The sequence below is a fragment of the Neoroseomonas lacus genome (assembly GCF_014644535.1).
GTDB lineage: Bacteria > Pseudomonadota > Alphaproteobacteria > Acetobacterales > Acetobacteraceae > Neoroseomonas > Neoroseomonas lacus.
In genome coordinates this window covers 174828-195099 of sequence record NZ_BMKW01000001.1, presented here as the reverse complement: position 1 = coordinate 195099, position 20272 = coordinate 174828, and the positions used below count along the sequence as shown (strand labels likewise).

The window sequence follows — 20272 nt, the reverse complement described above, 5'->3', positions numbered from 1 at the left end:
CCGTTACCGGGCCCGCAACAACAGCCGTCGCGCGCGTTCGACCACCGGCAGGTCGATCATCTGCCCTTCGAAGGCGACTGCGCCGCGGCCCTCGGCCAAGGCCACGTCGAAGGCGCCGATCAGCCTGCGCGCGCGTTCGACCTCGGCCGGGGAGGGGCCGTATTCCTCGTTGATGATCGGCACCTGTGCTGGGTGGATGCAGGCCTGGCAGGCAAAGCCCAGCGCCCGCGACCGCTTCAACGACGCGCGATACGCCGCGAGATCCGAGAAATCGGCAAACGGCCCGACCGACCCCAGCGGCTGGATGCGCGCCGCGCGCGCTGCCGCGACGACCATCATCGCATAGACGTACAGCATGTCCCCGCTGGGCACGGCTTCCAACTCGGTGGACAGGTCCTCCGCGCCGATGCCTAGCGCGACGACGCGCGGATCCGCGGCGGCGATGGCGCCGAGCAGCGGCAGCGCGTCTGGCGTCTCGACGATGGCGGCGAAGCGCGTATGTCCGATCAGCATGCCCTGCGCCGCCTCGCGCGCCGCGACGACTTCCGACAACAGCCGGATATGCTCCGGCCCCATCACCTTGGGCAGCATCAGCGTTCCGACGGCCGGCATCACCGCCGCCGCGATATCCGGCACGGCGAGGTCGAGCGCGCGGTTGATGCGTACCGCTACCTCCGCCCCCGCCTGGCCGACGCTCGCGGCCGCGGCGGGCAGCGCGGCGCGCGCGGCCTGCTTCTCGCCGGGCGGGATGGAATCCTCAAGGTCGAGGATCACCACATCCGCCCCGCGCGTATGCGCCTTGGCGACGAACTTCTCGCCCGTGGCAGGCACGAACATCAGCGACCGCCAGGTCACCGGGGAGGCGCGGGTCATGCGAAGGCGACCTCCATCGTCGCGCAGAGATGGCCATCCTTGTCGGCCGCCCAGCACGCCATTTTGCCATCGGCCGGCGCCGCGCCGCACAGCATGACGGTGTCGCCAACCCACAACGGCCGCGCCAGCCGAGCGGTGAAGCCGGTGATCCGCCCGGGCCCATGCTTCAACGCCGCATCGAGCATCAACTGCATGGTCAGTCCGCCATTCTGCACCGTGGCGGGATAGCCTTCCTCGTCGCGCGCGTAGTCCGCATCGTAATGGATGCGATGCGCATTCCACGTCACCGAGGAATAGCGGAACACCAGCGGCGAGGAGAGCAGCTTCCGTTCCGACCACGCCGCATTGTCGGGTGCCGCGACCGGCGGCGTCGCGGCGGTCGGCTGGCCCGGCGGCGGTGCCTCGCGATACATCGCGTCGAATTCATCGACCGCGGCGGTGCGCCCTTCGCATTCGATGACGTGCCGCATGGTCAGGATCGCCATGCGCCCGGTGCGCCCGATCTTCGGCAGCACCTGTGCCACGATGGCGCGCTTGATCGCCGGCGTGCCGATGCGCAGCGCCTCGTTGATCGTCACGCGCCGCCCCGCGCCCATGCGCCGCGGCAGCGGGATCGGCGGCAGGAACACGCCCTTGTTGGGGTGCCCGTCCGGACCGATGTCGGATTGCTTCGCGATGTCCGGAAAGAACATCGTGAACCAATGCGGCGGCAGCGCGTCGCCCTGCTTCAGCGAGGCGGGATCGATGTCCAGCATCCCCGCGATGCGGCGGGCGGAGGACAGGCCAATCTCGTCCTCGACCACGCGCTCGCGGCCGACCCAGTCCTGCAATGCCGCGATGGCGGCTTCGAATTCGGCGTCGGTTGTCATGTCAGTTCATCGCATCCCAGCAGGCCCGGGTCAGTCGCCCGGCGGTGGCATAGGCGGCCGTGTAGCCCGGCAGCCCATCAGGCAGCGTATCCGGCACGCGGTCGACATAGGCGGTGATGATGAAGCGCGGCGCATCGTCCTTGTAGACCACGCCCGCATCCATCCGCCCGCGCGGCCCGCGCCCGGTCTTGTTGGCGACCTTGGTCTTGGCCGGCAGCAGCGACGGGATCAGGTTGCGCAGCCGCTGCCAGGAGAGGATGTCGAGCCCCAGCCGCACCAGTTCCGGCGTCGCGCCCAGATGCGCCGCGGCGGCCGCATCGCTCGCCCCCTTCACCATCTTGTCGAGCAACACGCCCTGGTCGCGCGCCGTGGTGCTCGCCACCGCGTCGATCGGGTGGTCCCACGGCAGGCCCGGCGGCGGGAAGTTCACCCGATGCGTCGTCCCCGTCATGCCGATGCCCTTGCACCAGGCGTTCAATTCACCGCGGTCGAGCCGCTCCAACACCATCTGCGTGCAGACATTGTCGGAGGTGATGATCATGTTCACGAAGGCATCGCGCAGCGGAATGACACAGCCCGGCGTCATGTACTGGTAGGTGCCGCTGTCCACGCCTTCCTGCAGCCGCGCCTCGATGGTGCAGGGCTCGTCGAGCTTGAGCTTGCCCTCATACACCTTCGACAGCGCATGCATCAGGATCGAGGTCTTGCGCGTGCTGGCCGATGGCGTGACGACATCGCCGCCCCGATCCGCCTCGGCGCCGGTCTTGAGGTCCTTCACATACCAGGTGGTGTCGAAATTCTGCGCGTCGCAGATCGCATTCATCCGCGCGACGAGGTCTTGCATGGGCGTTCCTCCTGAAGTGCGAAGGCTAGTCCGGCTTCCGGGGCGTGGCCAGGGCAGGGCGGCCGCGATATCCTGCGCGGCAACGAACGGAGGATACCCCATGCGGACGGAAATCAGGCGCGTCGCGGTGATTGGCGCGGGAACGATCGGCGCCTCCTGGGCCGCCTATTTCCTCAGCCGCGGCCTGCCGGTGAGCGCCAGCGACCCTTCCCCCGGCGCGCCCGACCTGCTGCGGCGGATGATCGAGAATGCCTGGCCGACGCTGATGCGCCTGGGCGGCAAGCCGGATGCCGACCCGAATGCCTGGACCTTCAACGCCGACCCTGTCGTCGCGCTCGAAGGCGCCGATTTCGTGCAGGAAAGCGCGCCCGAACGCCTCGACATCAAGCAGGACCTGCTCGCCCGCATCGACGCCGCGCTGCCGCCGGATGTGGTGATCGCGTCATCCACCTCGGGCCTGCTGGCCTCGCGCCTGTCGGAACGCTGCGCGCATCCCGAACGCGTCGTGATCGGCCACCCCTTCAACCCGCCGCATCTGATCCCGCTGGTCGAGGTGGTCGGCGGCGCCAAGGCCAGCCCCGAGGCCGTCGCCGCCGCGATGGCGATCTACCGCGCCATCGGCAAGCACCCGATCGAGATCCGCAAGGAAGTCCCCGGCCACCTCGCCAACCGCCTGCAGGCGGCGCTGTGGCGCGAGGCGGTGCATCTGGTCGCCGAGGGCGTCGCCTCCGTCGCCGATGTCGACGCCGCGATCAGCGAGGGTCCCGGCCTGCGCTGGGCGCTGATGGGTCCCCACACCACGTTCCACCTGGCCGGCGGGGAAGGGGGCATGGAGCATTTCCTGCACCACCTGCTGCCCGCGTTGGAATCCTGGTGGATGGACCTGGGCGACCCGAAGGTGGATGCAGCGGTGCAGGCGATGCTGGTGGCCGGCGTCGCCGAGGGAACCGGCGGCGCGACCACGGGCGAACTCGCGCAGCGGCGCGACGCCGCGCTCGTCCGCCTGCTGGAAGCCCGCGCCGCCGGCTAGACGGCGCGCGCGGGCCAACCCGCGATGGCTCGGGGCCTACCGCCCCGCCCGCACCAGCCGCCCCGGCAGCGCCCCGGTGGCCTGCCCGTCGCGATAGGTCACCGCGCCCGCCACCACGGTCGCCACATACCCGCGCGCGCGTTGCAGCAGCCGTCGCCCACCGGCCGGCAGGTCAGCCACCATGCGCGGCGCGTCGAGCCCCAGCGCCGCCAGGTCGAACACATTCGCATCCGCGCGCAGCCCGACCTTCAGCACCCCGCGATCGGCGAGCCCCGCTGCCCGCGCGGTGTCCGATGTCAGCCGCCGCACGATCTCCGGCAGCGCGAAGACCTGCTCCTTGGCATCCCGTGCCCAATAGGTGAGCAGGAAGGTCGGAAACGACCCATCCGAGATGAAGCCGACATGCGCCCCGCCATCCGACAGCCCGGCGATGGCATTCGGGTGCCGCAGGCATTCGGCGCTGGCCGAGAGCGTGTAGTCCGCGAAGTTCGTCAGCGGCGCGAAGATGAAGCCGGCCCCGTCATCGGCCGTCAGCAGGTCATAGGCGACCTCCTCCGCGCGGCGCCCCTCGCGCCCCGCCATGGCGGCGATCGAGGCCTCCTGCGGCGGCGCGTAGTCCGGGGGGTCGCCGAAGGGGAACATGCGCTCGAACCCCAGCCGCGTGATCAGCGGAAAACTCGACCCCGCGACGCGGTCCTCGGACAGGATCGCCGCGCGCAGCGCCGGGTCGCGCATCGCCGCCGCGCGGGCGGGCGCGGGCAGATGCGCGATGGTCCTGTAGGACGGGCAGCCGGCGAAGGGATTCTGGCTACCCTGCAGGCCGAGCAGGATGCCGATGGGCCGCGGCGGAAACACCGGGCGGATCGGCAGGCCCTCCGCCGCCGCCGCGTCGGACAAGGCGAGCAGTTCCTTCCACGCCTCGGTCCGGTCATGCCGCGCGGTCAACGAGAACACGGCCGGCTGCCCGCTCGCCGCTACCACGCGGCGGAGGATGGCGAATTCCGTGGCTGGGTCGGGCGTGTTCCAGTCCGACACCATCTCCAGCATACCGCCGCCACCGTCGCGCAGGCCGAGGGCGAGGCCATGCAATTCTTCCTCCTGGGCTCGCAGCGTCGGCGTCGGGTCGCCCTTCAGCGTCTTGTGGCTGATGGTGCGCGAGGTCGAAACGCCGAAGGCCCCGGCGCGCACCGCCTCGGCCGTCAGCGCCCGCATCGCGGCGATATCGCCCTGGTTGGCATTCTCCAGCGCCAGACCGCGCGCGCCCATCACATGCACGCGCAGCGCGCCATGCGGCAGCAGCGCGCAGATGTCGATGTCGCGCGCCTTGGCATCCAGCGCGTCGAGATATTCGGGGAAGGTCTCCCAGCGCCAATCCAACCCCTCATGCAGGATCGGACCGGGGATGTCCTCGACTCCCTCCATCAGTTCGATCAGCTTCTCGCGGTCGGCCTCGCGGCAGGGCGCGAAGCCGACGCCGCAATTGCCCATCACCGCCGTGGTCACGCCATGCCAGGCGGAAGGCGCGAGATGCGAATCCCACACCGCCTGCCCGTCGTAGTGGGTGTGGATGTCGACGAAGCCGGGGCTGACGATGCGGCCGCGCGCGTCGATCTCCTCGCGCCCGCGTTCGGCGACCCGTCCGATCGCCGTGATATGGCCGCCATCGAAGGCGACATCCGCCTCGAAGGGTGCGGCACCCGTCCCATCGACGACCGTGCCGCCGCGGATCACCAGATCGGCCATGGATGGTGTTTCCTTCCCGTGTTGGAAGGCAGGCTAGAGCAGATCCCGATCAGGTGAAATCACCTGATCGGGAGAAGATGCTCCGAAAAGCGACAGCCTGGAGCGGGTTCCGTGAACTGGAGCGAACGGAAACGGCTCACAGTGTCCGCCTGCAAAATCCTGTGCCGGAAACGCCAATGCGTCATCTGGCAGAGCTTCGGTCGAGCATTGAGACCGCTCGCAAGGCGACGCAAACCATCCGTCTGGATCAGGGTCGGATATTCGGCGGGTGGTTGATCGGGTTCAGGAAGCCCGGCTCATGCGCCGCGACGTAACGCAGCAGGTCCGGCATGGTGAAATGCCCCGCGAAGGCCGAAGGCAGGGTCGGCCGCCAGGCCGGATCCTGGTCCGGGTGCAGGAAGGACTCAGGATCCGTCTGCAGCAGCCCGACGAAAACCTCGGCCAATATCCGGCTGCCAGCCGGCCCGAGGCGGTTGCCGACATCGCCCAGCATCTGCGCTTCCTTGAGGATGTAGTACCAGAGAGGCGTCGCCTCATGCAGGCCGACCTGTTTCAGCATCTTGCCATCGTCGCCGGAGGTGATCTCCGCCTCGGACATCACCGGCACGCCCATGTGCCGCGCGACGGCCTGCCCGCTCGGCAGCTCCAGCCGGTAGCCGCGCAACAGGTTGCGGAAGGGCAGCGACCCGCCGCCGCCGGGCAGCGTGTGCAATTCTGGCACGAGGAACGGGTCGAGCAGCCGCGCATGGTTGAGAACGAAGGCGTTGTCGGCGGGGGTGGTGCCAGGCGGAACCGGGGTGGTGGGGCCGAGATCGTAGAACCGGTGCCAGTCGATTGCCCAATCGCCAGGCAGCTCGGGGAACACGAAGGGCAGGCCGAGCTTGAGCTGCGCCGCCATGGCCGCGTTGTCGTTCTGGCTCAACCCGTTCGCGAGCGTGCCGACAATGCCGCCTGATTTGCCGGTGAAGTGGAACAGGAATTTGAAGGAGGAGGTCAGCCCCACCCCTGGAAGTGGTGGCCGGGTCGGGTTGAACGCCCGGTTGTGACTGTAGTTCTGCCGCACCATCGAATGGCCCAGCCGATAGGCGGCGCCGGAGAATTCGACCGGGATATAGGCCTCGCCATAATCGCTCTGGATCTCGGGCAGATAGAAGCGGCGGCCGCCGGTCAGCACGTCCTGCAGATCGTTGTTGTCGATCAGCTTGGTCAGGAAGTCGTGCAGCACGATCCACTGGTAGTGCCAGCGGACGAGCTTGCGCGTCGCGTCGAAGTCCTTCCCACCCTCGTTGTCGAACACCGTATTGTGGAACTTGAGAAAGGCGAGCTGGGTCTGCGCCACGAGCAGGTTCTCGTCGTTGCGCGCGTCGCCGATCAACGCGATGCCCTGTGCATTGCGCGGCAGGTCGAGCGGCAATCCCGCCTTTACCTCGGGGGCGCCGATGGGCCCACCCGGCCCGGCGACGCCGATGAGCAGCTTGCCCGGCCGCATCCGGTCGAACAGATGCGCCGAGGCATCGCCGCTGGGCCCTGCCGCATAGACGTTGTCTAGCTCAAGCTGCGGCGTGCGGAAATTCTTCTCCCCGAGGGGGTCGCGATCGGCTTCGGTCAATGACGAGAGATCGAGCGTGATGTCGTGGTCGATGAACTGCCCGAGATAGGTGTAGCCGGCTGGGATGTTGTCGTTGTTGCCCTGGTTCTCCGGCCTCGTATCCTTCATCGTCGCGGCAAGATCGTTCAGCGCCGTATCGGGGACCACGGGCGGCCGCTGCAGGCTCGCCGGGAACATGTGCCCGAACCGGCCGACCATGAATCTAGGATTGCGATCCCGAAGGGTGCCCGCCCGCACCGCCTTGATCTGCGGGGGAAGTCCACCGTGACCGGACATCGCTAAATCCTTCCGAGATAGGAATGATGTTTTAGCGAAACGATTGGCCGCCGCCAACCAAAATCACCCCCCCTCTGAGATCCGCATCGACGCACGAATGTCCCGCGCCCGTTCCGCACCTGATCCCATGACCTTCCGAGTGGACCGCCGATTGCATCCATCAGCCCATCCATGGGAAGCATCCCCAACCCCGGCCAGGTAGCACCATGTCCATTCACGTCGCCCTGACGCACCGCACGACCTACCGCTACGAACGCCCGGCGACCCTCGGGCCGCAGACGGTGCGCCTGCGACCGGCGCCGCACAGCCGGACGCCGATCGTCGCCTATGCGCTCAAGGTCGAGCCGCAGCCTCATTTTCTGAACTGGCAGCAGGACCCGCAGGGCAATTTCCTGGCGCGAATCGTCTTCCCCGAGCGGGTGACGCATTTCGACGTGACGGTGGACCTCGTCGCCGACATGGCGACGATCAACCCCTTCGACTTCTTCCTCGAACCCGAAGCCGAGACCTGGCCCTTCGTCTATGACCCCGGCCTTGAGCAGGAACTGGCGCCGTTCCGCCGTATTGACCCCTCGGGCGGCCCGCGCCTGGATGCCTTGCTGGCCGAGGTGCCGCGCACCGAACAGCGCACCATCGACATGCTGGTTGCGCTCAATCAGATGGTGCAGTCGCGCATCGCCTACGTCGTGCGCATGGAGCCCGGCGTCTGGTCACCCGACCAGACCCTGACCGAGGGCCGCGGCTCCTGCCGCGACAGCGCTTGGCTGCTCGTGCAACTGCTGCGCCGGCTCGGCTTCGCCGCCCGCTTCGTCTCCGGCTACCTGATCCAGCTCGTCGCCGACCAGAAGCCGGTCGAGGGCCCCGAAGGCCCGACCGAGGACTTCACCGACCTGCACGCCTGGGCCGAGGTCTACCTGCCCGGTGCCGGCTGGATCGGCCTCGACGCCACCTCCGGCCTGATGACCGGGGAGGGCCACATCCCGCTCGCCGCGACGCCGGAGCCGCAATCGGCCGCCGCCATCTCCGGCGCGCTGGAGGAGGTGAAGACCGAATTCTCCTTCGAGATGTCGGTCCGCCGCGTGCTCGAGACGCCGCGTGTCACCAAGCCCTATGCCCCGGCCCAATGGGACGCGATCCGCATGGCCGGCGAGGCGGTGGACCGCAAGCTCAAGGCGCTGGGCATGCGCCTGACCATGGGTGGCGAGCCGACCTTCGTCGCCGCCTCCGACCGTGACGCGGCGGAATGGAACACCGATGCCCTCGGCCCGACCAAACGCGCCTATGCCGGCCGGCTGCTGCGCCGGCTGGTCAAGCTGTGGTCGCCGGGTTCGGCCCTGCAATACGCCATGGGCAAGCACTACCCCGGCGAGCAGCTGCCGCGCTGGGCGTTGTATTCCCATTGGCGTGCCGATGGCGAGCCGGTCTGGACCAACCCGGCGCTGCTCGCCTCCGACGACGACAAGGACAACGCCACGGCCGCCGATGCCTCCCGCTTCGCCAAGCTGCTGGCCGAACGCCTGCAGGTCGACCCCGGCCTGGTGCAGGGCGCGCATGAGGACATCCACTACTACCTGTGGAAGGAGCAGCGCCTGCCGGCCAATGTCGTGGTCGAGGATGCCAAGCTCGCCGACGAACTCGAACGCGACCGCCTCGCCCGAATCTTCGGCCAGGGCCTCTCGGCCGAGGTCGGCTCGGTGCTGCCGATCCATCGCGTCATGCAGGATGGCGTCCGCCGCTGGCAGTCCGGCCGCTGGTTCTTCCGCGGCGAGCACATGTTCCTCATCCCCGGCGACAGCCCGATCGGCCTGCGCCTGCCGCTCTCCTCGCTACCCTGGATGAGCCCGGAGGATGCGCTCCGCACCCAGGAATTCGAAGCCGACCCCTTCGCCTGGCGCGACGACCTGCCGCCCTATGCCGCGCTGATGGCGCAGCGGGCGATGCGCGCCAACCAGGACAGCGAGCCCCTGCCGCAGCGTGCCCTGCGCGCGCCGCATGCTGGTGAGGGCGTCGCCTCCTCCATCGAGGATTTCCGGCCCCAGCCGCAGAACATCCCGGTGGTCGGCCAGTCCGACCCCTCCGTGGTGCGCACCGCGCTCACCGTCGAATCGCGTGACGGCAAGTTGCACATCTTCTTCCCGCCGCTCTTCGCCGCCGAGGATTGGCTGGAGATGGTCGCCGCGGTGGAAGGCACCGCTGCCGAGATGGGCCGCAAGGTCGTGCTCGAAGGTTATCTGCCGCCATCCGACCCGCGCCTGCTGCATTTCTCCGTCACCCCCGACCCGGGCGTGATCGAGGTGAACATCCACCCCGCCACCAACTGGGATGACCTCGTCGAGCGCACCGGCCAGCTTTACGAGGAAGCCCGCCAGGAAGGCTTGGCCGCCGAGAAGTTCATGACCGATGGCCGCCATGTCGGCACCGGCGGCGGCAACCATGTGGTGATGGGCGGCGAGACGGTCGCCGAAAGCCCCTTCCTGCGCCGGCCGGACATGCTGAAGTCACTGGTCGGCTTCTGGCACAACCATCCTTCGCTGTCCTACCTGTTCAGCGGCCTCTTCATCGGCCCGACCAGCCAGCATCCGCGCATCGACGAAGCGCGAATGGATGCCATCCATGAATTGGAGATCGCCTTCTCCAAGGTGCATGCATGGCAGGAAGTGCCGCCCTGGATGACCGACCGGCTGTTCCGCAACCTGCTCGCGGACATGACCGGCAATACCCATCGTACCGAGTTCTGCATCGACAAGATGTACGATCCGGGCAGCAGCAGCGGTCGCCGTGGCCTCGTGGAATTCCGAGGCTTCGAGATGCCGCCGCATGCCGAGATGTCCACCGTCCAGATGCTGCTGATGCGCGCCGCGCTGGCCGCCTTCTGGGAGCGCCCCTATGAGCGCCGCCTGGTGCGCTGGGGCACAAGGCTGAACGACCAGTTCATGCTGCCCTACTACTGCGAGCAGGACTTCCGCGACGCCGTCGACGAACTGCGCAACATGGGCGCGCCGATCGACCCCGAATGGTTCGCCCCGCATCTCGCCTTCCGCTTCCCGCAGATCGGTGAGGTGACGGTGCGCGATGTCGGGCTCGAACTACGCCATGCGCTGGAACCCTGGCATGTGCTTGCCGAGGACCAGGTCGCCGGCGGCACCGCGCGCTATGTCGACAGCAGCGCCGAACGCGTGCAGGCGCGCGTCACCAACTGGGTGCCGGATCGTCACATGCTGGCGGTGAACGGCATCGCCGTGCCGCTGCGCGCGACGGAACGCGCGGGCGAATACCTTGCTGGCATCCGCTTCAAGGCGTGGAATCCGCCCTCGTCCCTGCACCCGACGATCCGCCCGCAGACCCCGCTGGTGCTCGACGTGTTCGACCGCTGGAACGGGCGTAGCCTCGGCGGGCTGACCTACCACGTCGTGCATCCGGGTGGGCGCAGCTACGACCGCTACCCGGTCAATGCGAATGAAGCGGAGGCACGACGCCGCTCCCGCTTCATGCCCTTCGGCCACACCCCGGGCCCGATGGCGCCGCATGAGCCGAAGACCGAACTCGAATTGCCCTTCACCCTAGACCTCAGACGTCATGGCTGATCAGGAAGACGTCACGCCCATCGACGAGATGGTCGATGGGCGCGGCGGCGTACGCGCCCATTGGCGCCCGCTGCTGGGCACGCTGGGCGGCATGGGGGAGGGCGCGCTGGCCGAGCGCGCCCGACGGCTCGACCGTGCCTTCGAGGATGAGGGCATCGCCGGCGTGCTGCCCGGCGCCAAGCGTGACGCCGCCTGGCGCTGCGACCCGCTGCCCTTGGTGCTCTCCGCGGCGGAATTCGCCACGCTGGAGGCCGGCATCATCCAGCGCGCCCGGCTGCTGGAGGCGCTGCTGGCCGACCTCTACGGCCCGCAGGACATGCTTGCCGAAGGGCTGCTGCCGCCCGAACTCGTCTTCGCCAATCGCGGCTTCCTGCGCGCCTGCCACAGCGCCGGCGCGACGCCGCCTCGCCCGCTGCTGCATCTGTATGCCGTCGACCTGGTGCGCGGGCCGGATGGCTATTGGCGCGTGCTCGCCGATCGCACCTCTGCGCCGGCCGGCCCCGGCATGGCGCGGGAGAACCGCCGCCTGCTCGGCCGCGTGATGCCGGAGGCGTTCCGCGGCACCCAGGTGCGTTCGATGCGGCCTTTCTTCGACCTCTGGCAGGACGCGCTGCAACGCCTCGCCCCGCCCGAGGTCGGCGATCCGGCAGTGGCCCTGCTGACCCGTGGCTCCCAGGCGCCGCGCTGGTTCGAGGACATGCTGCTGTCGCGCGAGCTCTCCTGCGCGCTGGTCGAATGCGGCGACCTGACGGTGCGCGGCGGCCGGCTCTTCCTCAAGACGCTGCAGGGTCTGCAACGCGTCGATGTGCTGCTCTCGCGCGTCGATGGCGCCGCACTCGACCCGCTCGAGATGACCGGGTCCGGCACAGCCGGCGTGCCCGGCCTGCTCGACGCGGCCCGCAGCGGCGTGGTGCGCATCTTGAACGCTCCCGGCGCGGCGCTGGCCGAAGCGCCCGCGCTCGCCGCCTTCCTGCCCGCCCTGTCGCGCCGCCTGCTCGGCGAAGCGCTGGAACTGCCCTCGGTCGAGACGATCTGGCTCGGCGAGCCCGGCGCCGCCGAACGCGTCGCGCGTGAGTCCGGCTGGCTGCTCCGCCGCGCGACCGATGGCGCCATGCCTGCCGCCGCCGAGGCCGCGGCCGCCGCGCTGGCCGCCCGCGCCGCCCCCGCCACCTATGCCGCCGCGCGGGTCCCGCCGCCCTCGTTGGTGCCCTGCGTCGCGGCGGAGGGGCTCGAACCCCGCCCGCTGGTGCTGCGCATGTTCGCCATGTTCGACGGCACGCAATGGCAAGTCATGCCCGGCGGGCTGGCGCGGATCGGGCAGGGCGCCACGCTGGGCGGCGCATTGCCGCCGCAGGGCCTTTCGAAGGATGTCTGGGTGATCTCCGACGAAGGCAGCGACATCATCGGCCCGGCCCCGGCGCATCTGCCGCCGATGCGTATCCGCCGCACGCCCGGGGCGCTGCCGTCGCGCGTCGCCGACAACCTGTTCTGGCTCGGCCGCTACACCGAGCGCCTGGAACGCGCCGCCCGCCTCGTGCGCGCGACTCAGGCGCGCATCGCGCGCGGCGTGGTGCTGCCGCGAGAGGCCGCCGAGGTCTCCGCCCTGGCGCGATGCCTCGCCCATGCCGGCTTCGACGGTGCCGAGGAGGTCACCGGCTCCGCCGCCGCCCAGGCGTTGCCCAGCGTGATCGCCGCTGCACTGCGCGACGATGGCGCGCTGACCAGCCTCGGCGAGCGCATCGCCGACCTCACGCTGCGCGTGCGCGACCGGCTGACCGCCGACATGTACGCCACCTTCACCCTGACGCTGCGGGCCGCCCGCGCCGAGATGGACCAGGCCGGCGACAATCTGGAATCGATCAGCCGCGCGATGATTGCCGTGCTGCGCTTCGCAACCGCCGTGGCCGGCGTCGCCGCCGAGAACATGGTGCGCGGCGGCGCCTGGCTGTTTCTCGACCTCGGCCGTCGCGTTGAACGCGCCCAGGCGATCGCCTCGGAGGTCGGCTTCGCTCTCGACGAACCACCGGCGCGCATCGAGGGCGGGCTGCGGCTGATGCTGGAACTCTGCGACAGCGTCATCACCTACCGCAGCCGCTACCTGACGGTGCTGCAGCCGGCCCCGGCCCTCGACCTGGTGCTCGCCGACGGCTCCAACCCGCGTGCGCTCGCCTTCCAGCTCGAAGCGATCAGCCGCAACCTGTCGGAAGTCACCACCGCCGACGACACCACCTTGCCCGATGAAGCGGCCTCATTGCTTGCCGAGGCCGAGGCGATCGTTGCCGAACTGGTCGACGCCACCGACCAGGCCGTCGCCGCGGCCAACCTGCCGCCGCGGCTGGAGGCGATGGCCAACCGCATCGCGGCGCTCTCCGATGGCGTGACGCGACGGTACTTCGCGTTGCTGCCGGCGGCGCAGACCCTCGGCATGGAAGGCGCCGAACCGGCGTTGCGGGGGGCAGCGTGATCTACCGCCTGCGCCATGTCACCACCTATGCCTATGCGCATTCGGTCGACCTCGCCGCGCATCTGCTGCTGCTGACGCCCCGCTCCCTGCCGGGCCAGAACGTGGTACGCAGCACGCTCGCCATCACGCCGACGCCCTCGCACATCACCGAGGCGGCCGACCATTTCGGCAATGCCGCGACGCGCGTCTTCCTCGACAAGCCGCATGAACGCTTCGAGGTGATCGCCGAGGCGTTGGTCGAGGTGCGTTTCCCCGACCCGCCACCGCCCGCGCTGACGCCTCCCTGGGAGGATGTCGTGGCCGGCGCGCGGCGGAGCGAGGCCGCCGAATTCATCTTCCCAAGCCCGCTCGCGCCGCTGGTGCCGGCGGCGACAGGCTATGCCGCCGCCTCCTTTCCCGCCGGCCGTCCGGTGCTGGTCGGGCTGCTGGAACTGATGGGCCGCATCCGCCGTGACTTCACCTACAAACCGGGCGTCACCGGTAACAACACGCAGGTCGTCGAGGTGATCGAAAGCCGCACCGGCGTATGCCAGGACTTCGCGCATGTGATGTGCGCCGCGCTGCGCGGGCTGGGCCTGCCGGCGCGCTACGTCTCGGGCTATGTGCGCACCCGCCCGCCGCCGGGCCGCGTCGCGCGCCGCGGTGCCGACCAATCCCATGCCTGGGTCGAGGCCTGGATGGGAGAGGGCTTCGGGTGGGTCGGCCTTGACCCGACCAACGACATCGTGGTGCGCGACGAGCATGTGGTGCTCGCCTGGGGCCGCGATTTCATCGACGTCAGCCCACTGAGCGGCGTCATCCTCGGCGGCGGCGAGCACGGGCTGCGAGTGGGCGTGGACCTTGAGGAAGCCGAGGGTCCGGTGGCGGCCTGAAGCGCTGCCCGCCTGGGCGGCAGGGCTGCCCGGCCGGCATGCAACACGGTGTGGCGGGCGTCCCAATTTGTCGTGGGACCGGTTGACGTCGCGGGCGCGCAAGATGACTGTTTGGCCACGCGCGCCCCGGAGATCCCGCCATGAACGTCGTCAGCCCGCCCGCCGCCCTGCGCGGCATCACCGAGGAAGAATGGCAGGTCCGCTGCGACCTTGCCGCGCTGTACCGCCTGGTCGCGCATTTCCGCATGACGGATTTCATCTACACCCACATCAGTGCGCGGCTGCCGGGGCCGGAACATCATTTCCTGATCAACAAATACGGCGTGCTTTTTCATGAAATGCGCGCCTCGGATCTGGTGAAGATCGACCTCGACGGCAATGTCGTCGAGGAAGGTGCCGAATCGAAGCCGGTCAACGCCGCCGGCTTCACCATCCATTCCGCCATCCACATGGCGCGCGAGGATGCCGCCGTCGTCATCCACACCCACACCGAGGCCGGCATCGCCGTCTCCGCGCAGCGCCAGGGGCTGCTACCGATCAGCCAGCATGCGCTGAAGTTCTACGGCCACCTCGCCTATCACGACTATGAAGGCATCGCGCTCGACCTCGATGAACGCGACCGGCTGGTGAAGGATCTTGGCACCCACAACGCGATGATCCTGCGCAACCATGGCCTGCTGGTCTGCGGCCAGCACGTCGCCGAGGCCTTCCTGAACATCTACTACCTCGAACGCGCCTGCCAGGCGCAGATCTCCGCCATGTCGGGCGGCGCTGAGCTCGTGCTGCCGCCGGAATCCGTGCGGCAACACACCGCCGGCCAATTCAACCGCCCGAACAGGGGCCAGGACGGCTTCGCCATGGCCTGGACCGCCGCGCTGCGGCTGATCGAAGACGGGAAGCCGGATTATCGTTCGTGATCGCTGACACGCTGATCGCCGGCGGCCGCATCTTCCGCGGCCTCGCCGGCGGATTTACTGACGCCGTCGCTTTGAAGGACGGCAAGGTTCTCGCCCTGGGGGACGCGGCACTCGCCGCCGCCGGATCTCAGACGCGCCATATCGACCTCGAAGGCCGCATCGCCATCCCGGCCTTCAACGAAGCGCACATGCACCTGCTGCCCTACGGCCTCGGCCTGACGCAGGTGAACCTGCGCGCCGAGGAAGTGCGCACGCTGGACGAGGTGCTGCGCCGTATCTCCACCGCCGCGCAATCCGCGCCCAAGGGCGCCTGGGTCATCGGCCGCGGCTACGACCACGGCGAGCTCGACGTCGGCCGCCACCCGACCGCCGCCGAGCTCGACGCCGCGGCCCCCAACAACCCCGTCTACATCGTGCGCACCTGCGGCCATATGGGCGTGGCGAACAACGCCGCCCTGAAGCTCGCCGGCGTCGGCCACAACACGCCCGACCCCGAGGGCGGCGTCATCGAGCGCCGTGGCGGCATATTGACCGGCCTGTTCCTCGAACGCGCCCAGCGCCTCATCAAGGACGCCATGCCGGAGCCCGACCAGGCCCGCATGGTCGATGCCATCGAGGCCGCCTGCGCGCATCTCGCCTCGCTCGGCTTCGCCTCAGCCACGGACATGAATGTCGGCATGACCGCCGGCATGGCGGAAGTGACCGCCTACGAGACCGCTAAGGCCAGCGGCCGCCTACCGCTGCGCATGTGGCAGGTGCTTGCCGGCAACCCCGAAGGCATCGCCCAGGACGCCTGGGCCGCCGGCCTGCGCCCGATGCAGGGCGATGACAGCCTGCGCTGGGGCGCGGTGAAGGTCTTCGCCGACGGTTCCGCCGGGGGCCTGACTGCCGCCTTCTTCGAGCCCTACCTCGCCAGCGCGGGCGGCGGCACCGGCGTCTTCACCTTCCCCGATGACAAGATCCACGCGCTGCTGAAGCAGTATCATGAACAGGGCTGGCAACTCGACATCCACGCCATCGGCGATGCCGCAATCGAACAGGTGCTGCTCGGCATGGAAGCCGCCGACAGCCCGGCCTATCCCTTCGCCGCCCGTCGCCACCGCATCGAGCACTGCGGTTTCGTCACCCGCGACCAGCGCCGCCGCATGAAGGCGCGCGGCATCCTGCCGGTGCCGCAGGCGGTCTTCATGTACGAATTCGGCGACCTGTACGTGAAGAACCTCGGCCATGAGCGGTCGGACCACGCCTATCCGATGAAGACCTGGCTCGGTGAGGGTCACCATCCGGCGGCGTCGTCGGATTGCCCGGTCTCGACCGTCGACCCCTTCATCAACCTGTTCACCATGGTCACCCGCAAGACCAACAAGGGCACGGTGATGGGGCCGGAGGAGGCGCTGACCGTCGCCGAGGCCGTCCACTGCTACACTTGGTGCGGGGCCTACACGCAATTCGCCGAGGATCGCCGCGGCACTCTGGAACCCGGCATGCAGGCCGACGTCACGGTCCTCTCCGCCGACATCTTCGCCATCGAACCCGAGGCGATCTTGACGACGCAGACCGACATCACCCTGCGCGACGGCCACCCGCTCTTTGACCGCCACGGAGAGATGGCCACCGCCGTCGCCGCGCAGTGATCCGGCCATGTTGAGACACGCGCTGCACCGCCTGGTGCTCGCCGTCCCCGTCATGTTCGGCGTGTTGCTGATCGGCTTCCTGCTGATGCAGGTGGTGCCGACCGACCCGGCGACGGTGCGCGCCGGCCCCTCCGCCACGCCGGACGTCATCGCCGAGATCCGCGCCGATCTCGGCCTCGACGAACCGCTTTATGTGCAGTTCAGCCTCTATGTCTGGCGCCTGATGCATGGTGACCTCGGCGCCTCGATCATCAACAACGTGCCGGTCTCACAGGAACTCGGCGCCACCATCGGCCCGACGCTGGAACTGATGTTCGCCAGCCTGTTCTGGTCGATCCCGCTCGGCATCCTGCTCGGCACGCTGGCGGGGTATTGGCGCGGCACGCTGATCGACCGGTTCATCATGGCGCTGTCGGTCGGCGGCGTCTCGGTGCCGGTGTTCTTCCTCGGCCTGGTGCTGATCTGGTTCGTCGGCTTCCAATGGCAGTGGCTGCCCTTCACCGGTCGCGGCGGGCCGTTGTGGACGATGGACGGCATCCGCTCGATCATCCTGCCGGCGGTCACGCTGGGCGGCGTCTTCGTCGGCCCGGTCGCGCGCATGACGCGCACGGCGGTGCTCGACGTGCTCTCGGCCGACCATGTGCGCACCGCCCGCGCCAAGGGTCTCACTGAAACCCTGGTGGTGCGCCGCCACGCGCTGCGCAACGCCATGGTGCCGGTGATCACGCTGATCGGCCTGCAGATCGGCTTCCTGCTCGGCGGCGCGGTGGTGACGGAGACCGTGTTCTCCTGGCCGGGCGTCGGGCGCCTCGCGGTCGGCGCCATCCTCTCCTCCGACTTTCCCATGGCGCAGGGCACGATCATCGTGCTCTCCATGGGCTTCATCGTGGTGAATCTGATCGTGGATGTGCTCTACGCCGCGCTCGACCCGCGGGTGCGCGCGGCATGAGTGCCGCCACCGACGCCAGTGAGCCGATCGCCCCGCCACGCCCGGGCATCCTCTCGCGGCTGATGCGCGAACCCGGCGCGGCGATCTCGCTCATCCTCGTCGTCCTGCTGGTCGGCGCGGCGGTCTTCGCGCCGCTGCTCGCGCCGACCGACCCCTATGACAACGACCTCGCCCTCTCCATGGCGCCGCCGGGCAGTGACGGCCTGCTGCTCGGCGCCGACGCCCAGGGACGGGACATGATCACGCGCCTGCTCTACGGCCTGCGCGTCTCGCTGATGATGGGCTTCGCCGCCGTCGCGATCGGCGGCGGCATCGGCGCGCTGCTCGGCTTCCTCGCCGCCTTCTACCGCCGCTGGCTCGACGGGCCGATCATGCGCCTGGTGGACATCATGCTGTCCTTCCCGGCGATCCTTGTCGGCCTCGCCATCGCCGCCATCTTCGGCCCCGGCATCTTCTCGGTGGTCCTCGCCCTGTCGGTCGCGACGGTGCCGCTGATGGCGCGCATCGTGCGCGGCTCGGCGATGGTGGTGATGCGGCTCGATTTCATCGAAGCGGCGCGCGCCACCGGCATGTCCGATGCGCGGCTGATCTGGCGTCACCTCGCACCGAACTGCCTCTCGGCGATCTTCGTCTTCGCCACGCTGCGCTTCGGCCAGGTGATCCTGCTCGGCTCGGCGCTGTCCTTCCTCGGCCTTGGCGCGCAGCCGCCGGTGCCGGAACTCGGCGCGATGGCCTCGGAAGGGCGCAACTTCCTGTTCTTCGCGCCGCACATCGCCGTCGTGCCCTGCGTCGTGATCTTCATCGTCGTGCTCGCCTTCAACGTCCTCGGGGACGCCTTGCGGGACGCGCTCGACCCCAGGCTTCGCGTTTGATCGGGAGACATAGAATCATGAAGAAGACCATCGGGGCCGCGCTGCTCGCGCTGGCCGCGGCCACGCCCTTCGGAGCGGCCTTCGCCCAGGCACCCAACCCGCCCAACACGCTCGTCGTGCTGCGCGAGATCGACGCCGACCGCTACGACCCCGCGCGCTCCACCGCGCGCGGCGCAGGCGAGGTCCTCTACATGATGGCCGACACGCTGGTCGGTCTCGACTTCGACATGCAGACGGTCCGCCCGATGCTCGCCGAGCGCTGGGAGGTCAGCCCCGACGGCAAGACCTATTCCTTCCACCTGCGCCGCGACGTCACCTTCTGCGACGGCCGCCCGATGACCGCCGATGACGTGGTGTACTCGATCAACCGTTGGATCGACCCGGCGACGCGCAGCCCCGTCCGCTGGCGCGCCGGCCCGGTGAAGGAAATCCGCGCCCGCGACCAGTTCACCGTCGAATACGAACTGACCGAACCCTTCGGCGAACTGCTCTATCAGCTCACGCTGTTCTTCGCCTCGATCGTCGATCGCAATTCGGTCGAAACCCTCGGCCAGAATTTCGGGGTACAGGGCTTCAATGGCACTGGTCCGTACTGCTGGGTGTCCTGGACGCCGCGGCAGGAAATGGTGCTACGGCGCCATGAGGGCTACAATTGGGGTCCGCCGGTGATGTACCAGAACCCCGCGCCGCAGGTGGACCGCGTGGTCTGGCGCGTGACGCCGGAAAGCCAGACGCGCCTCGCTGCGCTGCAGACCGGCCAGGGCGACGTGACGCAATACATCCCGGCCATCGCGGTGCAGCAGCTCCGTCGCCAGCCGAATGTCCGCATGTCCCAGCAGGTGAACTACTTCTGGGACCACTTCATGGGCTTCAAGGTCGACAAGCCCGTGGTCAGCGACCCGGCGGTGCGCCGCGCCATCAATATGGCGGTCAATCGTGACGCCATGGTGCGCGCCACTTGGTTCGGAACGGCAACGCCGGCCGATGCGTATCTGAACCCCGCCGTCACCGGCTTCGACGCGCAGGCCGCTACCCTGGTGCCGCATTTCGATCAGGCCGGCGCGCGCCGGGTGCTTGACGAAGCCGGCTGGACCATCGGTGCTGATGGCATCCGCGTGAAGGACGGCCAGCGCGCGACCTTCCTGGTCTATGGCATCCAGACCCAGGCGGCGCAGCAATACCTCCAGGCGATGCAGGCGGATCTGCGGCGCATCGGCCTCGAGATGCGCATCCAGATGTGGGATGCGACGGTGGGCTGGGGTCGCCTGGCCACCCAGGAATTCGACGCCTTCGTGATGTCGTATCCCTATGTCACCGCGACGGACGCACTGTCGCTGTACTTCCTCAGCGGCAATCGGCCGACGCCGAACCGCATGAACTGGAACGACCCGGCGACCGACGCCGCGCTGCGCGAAGCACAAACCGCGGTCGACCCGGCGGCGCGCGCCGCGGCGATCGCCAATGCCCAACGCCTCGTCGCCGGGGCCAATGTCTGGTTCCCGGTGGCGCGCGAACAGCTGTGGCTCGCGTCCTCCGCGCGGACCGAGGGCGTGCGCGCCCACGGCATCTATGGCGTCGGGCTCTATAAGGGCCTCGACATTCGCCTGACGCGCTGAGTCGAACCGGGGGAGGCTGGTCATCACCGCGCTTCCCCTGGTCGTGATGGCCTCGCCCGATCCGGGCGCGGTCAGCCTATGCGCCGCCGCGCGGCGGGTGAGCCCCCACTGAACGAGAAC

At 69.1% G+C, this 20272-nt stretch carries 14 protein-coding genes; 9 read left to right on the top strand and 5 right to left on the bottom strand.

All coding sequences use genetic code 11. From position 1 onward, the window contains the following. Nucleotides 1-3 precede the first annotated feature (3 nt). From IEY36_RS00930 to IEY36_RS00920, 3 genes are read right to left on the bottom strand one after another with little or no spacing between them, the layout of a single operon-like run. Nucleotides 4-873, bottom strand: coding sequence for an HpcH/HpaI aldolase/citrate lyase family protein (locus IEY36_RS00930; protein WP_188965035.1), 870 nt, complete (start codon nucleotides 871-873; stop codon nucleotides 4-6). Continuing rightward, the gene (locus IEY36_RS00925) at nucleotides 870-1742 is read right to left on the bottom strand and encodes a hypothetical protein (protein ID WP_188965034.1); all 873 of its coding nucleotides are present in this window, start codon (nucleotides 1740-1742) and stop codon (nucleotides 870-872) included. Before IEY36_RS00925 ends, IEY36_RS00930 begins: the two co-directional genes overlap by 4 nt. 1 nt (nucleotide 1743) lies before the next feature. Beyond that, a complete protein-coding gene (locus IEY36_RS00920; protein WP_188965033.1) occupies nucleotides 1744-2586 on the bottom strand; it encodes a serine hydrolase in 843 nt (280 codons plus the stop codon). A 100-nt stretch (nucleotides 2587-2686) separates the two neighbouring features. Between IEY36_RS00920 and IEY36_RS00915 the strand changes: the two genes are divergently transcribed. Then, complete coding sequence (locus tag IEY36_RS00915; RefSeq protein ID WP_188965032.1) at nucleotides 2687-3616, top strand: 3-hydroxyacyl-CoA dehydrogenase NAD-binding domain-containing protein; 930 nt, start codon at nucleotides 2687-2689, stop codon at nucleotides 3614-3616. 36 nt (nucleotides 3617-3652) lie between these two features. Here IEY36_RS00915 and IEY36_RS00910 read toward each other — a convergent pair whose 3' ends face one another. Further along, nucleotides 3653-5359 carry an N-acyl-D-amino-acid deacylase family protein gene (locus IEY36_RS00910; protein WP_188965031.1) on the bottom strand — a complete coding sequence of 569 codons (1707 nt, stop codon included), beginning with the start codon at nucleotides 5357-5359 and terminating at the stop codon, nucleotides 3653-3655. A gap of 247 nt (nucleotides 5360-5606) precedes the next feature. After that, entirely contained in the window at nucleotides 5607-7166 is a 1560-nt protein-coding gene (locus IEY36_RS00905) for a peroxidase family protein (RefSeq protein WP_188965030.1), read from the bottom strand. 284 nt (nucleotides 7167-7450) lie between these two features. Between IEY36_RS00905 and IEY36_RS00900 the strand changes: the two genes are divergently transcribed. The 8 genes from IEY36_RS00900 to IEY36_RS00865 all read left to right on the top strand — a co-directional run bounded on the left by IEY36_RS00900 (nucleotide 7451) and on the right by IEY36_RS00865 (nucleotide 20152). Further along, nucleotides 7451-10828, top strand: a complete 3378-nt coding sequence (locus IEY36_RS00900; protein ID WP_188965029.1) for a transglutaminase family protein — start codon at nucleotides 7451-7453, stop codon at nucleotides 10826-10828. Continuing rightward, entirely contained in the window at nucleotides 10821-13292 is a 2472-nt protein-coding gene (locus tag IEY36_RS00895; protein ID WP_188965028.1) for a circularly permuted type 2 ATP-grasp protein, read from the top strand. Before IEY36_RS00900 ends, IEY36_RS00895 begins: the two co-directional genes overlap by 8 nt. Beyond that, a complete protein-coding gene (locus IEY36_RS00890; protein ID WP_188965027.1) occupies nucleotides 13289-14164 on the top strand; it encodes a transglutaminase family protein in 876 nt (291 codons plus the stop codon). The genes IEY36_RS00895 and IEY36_RS00890 overlap by 4 nt, the downstream gene beginning before the upstream one ends. A 140-nt stretch (nucleotides 14165-14304) precedes the next feature. Next, complete coding sequence (locus IEY36_RS00885; protein WP_188965026.1) at nucleotides 14305-15081, top strand: class II aldolase/adducin family protein; 777 nt, start codon at nucleotides 14305-14307, stop codon at nucleotides 15079-15081. After that, entirely contained in the window at nucleotides 15078-16715 is a 1638-nt protein-coding gene (locus IEY36_RS00880; protein ID WP_188965025.1) for an amidohydrolase, read from the top strand. Before IEY36_RS00885 ends, IEY36_RS00880 begins: the two co-directional genes overlap by 4 nt. Nucleotides 16716-16722: 7 nt before the next feature. Next, a complete protein-coding gene (locus IEY36_RS00875) occupies nucleotides 16723-17664 on the top strand; it encodes an ABC transporter permease (RefSeq protein ID WP_188965024.1) in 942 nt (313 codons plus the stop codon). Beyond that, entirely contained in the window at nucleotides 17661-18536 is an 876-nt protein-coding gene (locus IEY36_RS00870; protein ID WP_188965023.1) for an ABC transporter permease, read from the top strand. Before IEY36_RS00875 ends, IEY36_RS00870 begins: the two co-directional genes overlap by 4 nt. A gap of 17 nt (nucleotides 18537-18553) precedes the next feature. After that, on the top strand, nucleotides 18554-20152 hold the full coding sequence (locus IEY36_RS00865) for an ABC transporter substrate-binding protein (RefSeq protein WP_188965022.1): 1599 nt from the start codon (nucleotides 18554-18556) through the stop codon (nucleotides 20150-20152). The last annotated feature ends 120 nt before the right edge of the window (nucleotides 20153-20272 follow it).

What these genes read in the sequence shown, in the direction of transcription:
- IEY36_RS00930 (WP_188965035.1), bottom strand. Translation starts at nt 873, where the DNA reads ATGACCCGCGCCTCCCCGGTGACCTGGCGGTCGCTGATGTTCGTGCCT.
- IEY36_RS00925 (WP_188965034.1), bottom strand. Translation starts at nt 1,742, where the DNA reads ATGACAACCGACGCCGAATTCGAAGCCGCCATCGCGGCATTGCAGGAC.
- IEY36_RS00920 (WP_188965033.1), bottom strand. Translation starts at nt 2,586, where the DNA reads ATGCAAGACCTCGTCGCGCGGATGAATGCGATCTGCGACGCGCAGAAT.
- IEY36_RS00915 (WP_188965032.1), top strand. Translation starts at nt 2,687, where the DNA reads ATGCGGACGGAAATCAGGCGCGTCGCGGTGATTGGCGCGGGAACGATC.
- IEY36_RS00910 (WP_188965031.1), bottom strand. Translation starts at nt 5,359, where the DNA reads ATGGCCGATCTGGTGATCCGCGGCGGCACGGTCGTCGATGGGACGGGT.
- IEY36_RS00905 (WP_188965030.1), bottom strand. Translation starts at nt 7,166, where the DNA reads ATGGTCGGCCGGTTCGGGCACATGTTCCCGGCGAGCCTGCAGCGGCCG.
- IEY36_RS00900 (WP_188965029.1), top strand. Translation starts at nt 7,451, where the DNA reads ATGTCCATTCACGTCGCCCTGACGCACCGCACGACCTACCGCTACGAA.
- IEY36_RS00895 (WP_188965028.1), top strand. Translation starts at nt 10,821, where the DNA reads ATGGCTGATCAGGAAGACGTCACGCCCATCGACGAGATGGTCGATGGG.
- IEY36_RS00885 (WP_188965026.1), top strand. Translation starts at nt 14,305, where the DNA reads ATGAACGTCGTCAGCCCGCCCGCCGCCCTGCGCGGCATCACCGAGGAA.
- IEY36_RS00875 (WP_188965024.1), top strand. Translation starts at nt 16,723, where the DNA reads ATGTTGAGACACGCGCTGCACCGCCTGGTGCTCGCCGTCCCCGTCATG.
- IEY36_RS00870 (WP_188965023.1), top strand. Translation starts at nt 17,661, where the DNA reads ATGAGTGCCGCCACCGACGCCAGTGAGCCGATCGCCCCGCCACGCCCG.
- IEY36_RS00865 (WP_188965022.1), top strand. Translation starts at nt 18,554, where the DNA reads ATGAAGAAGACCATCGGGGCCGCGCTGCTCGCGCTGGCCGCGGCCACG.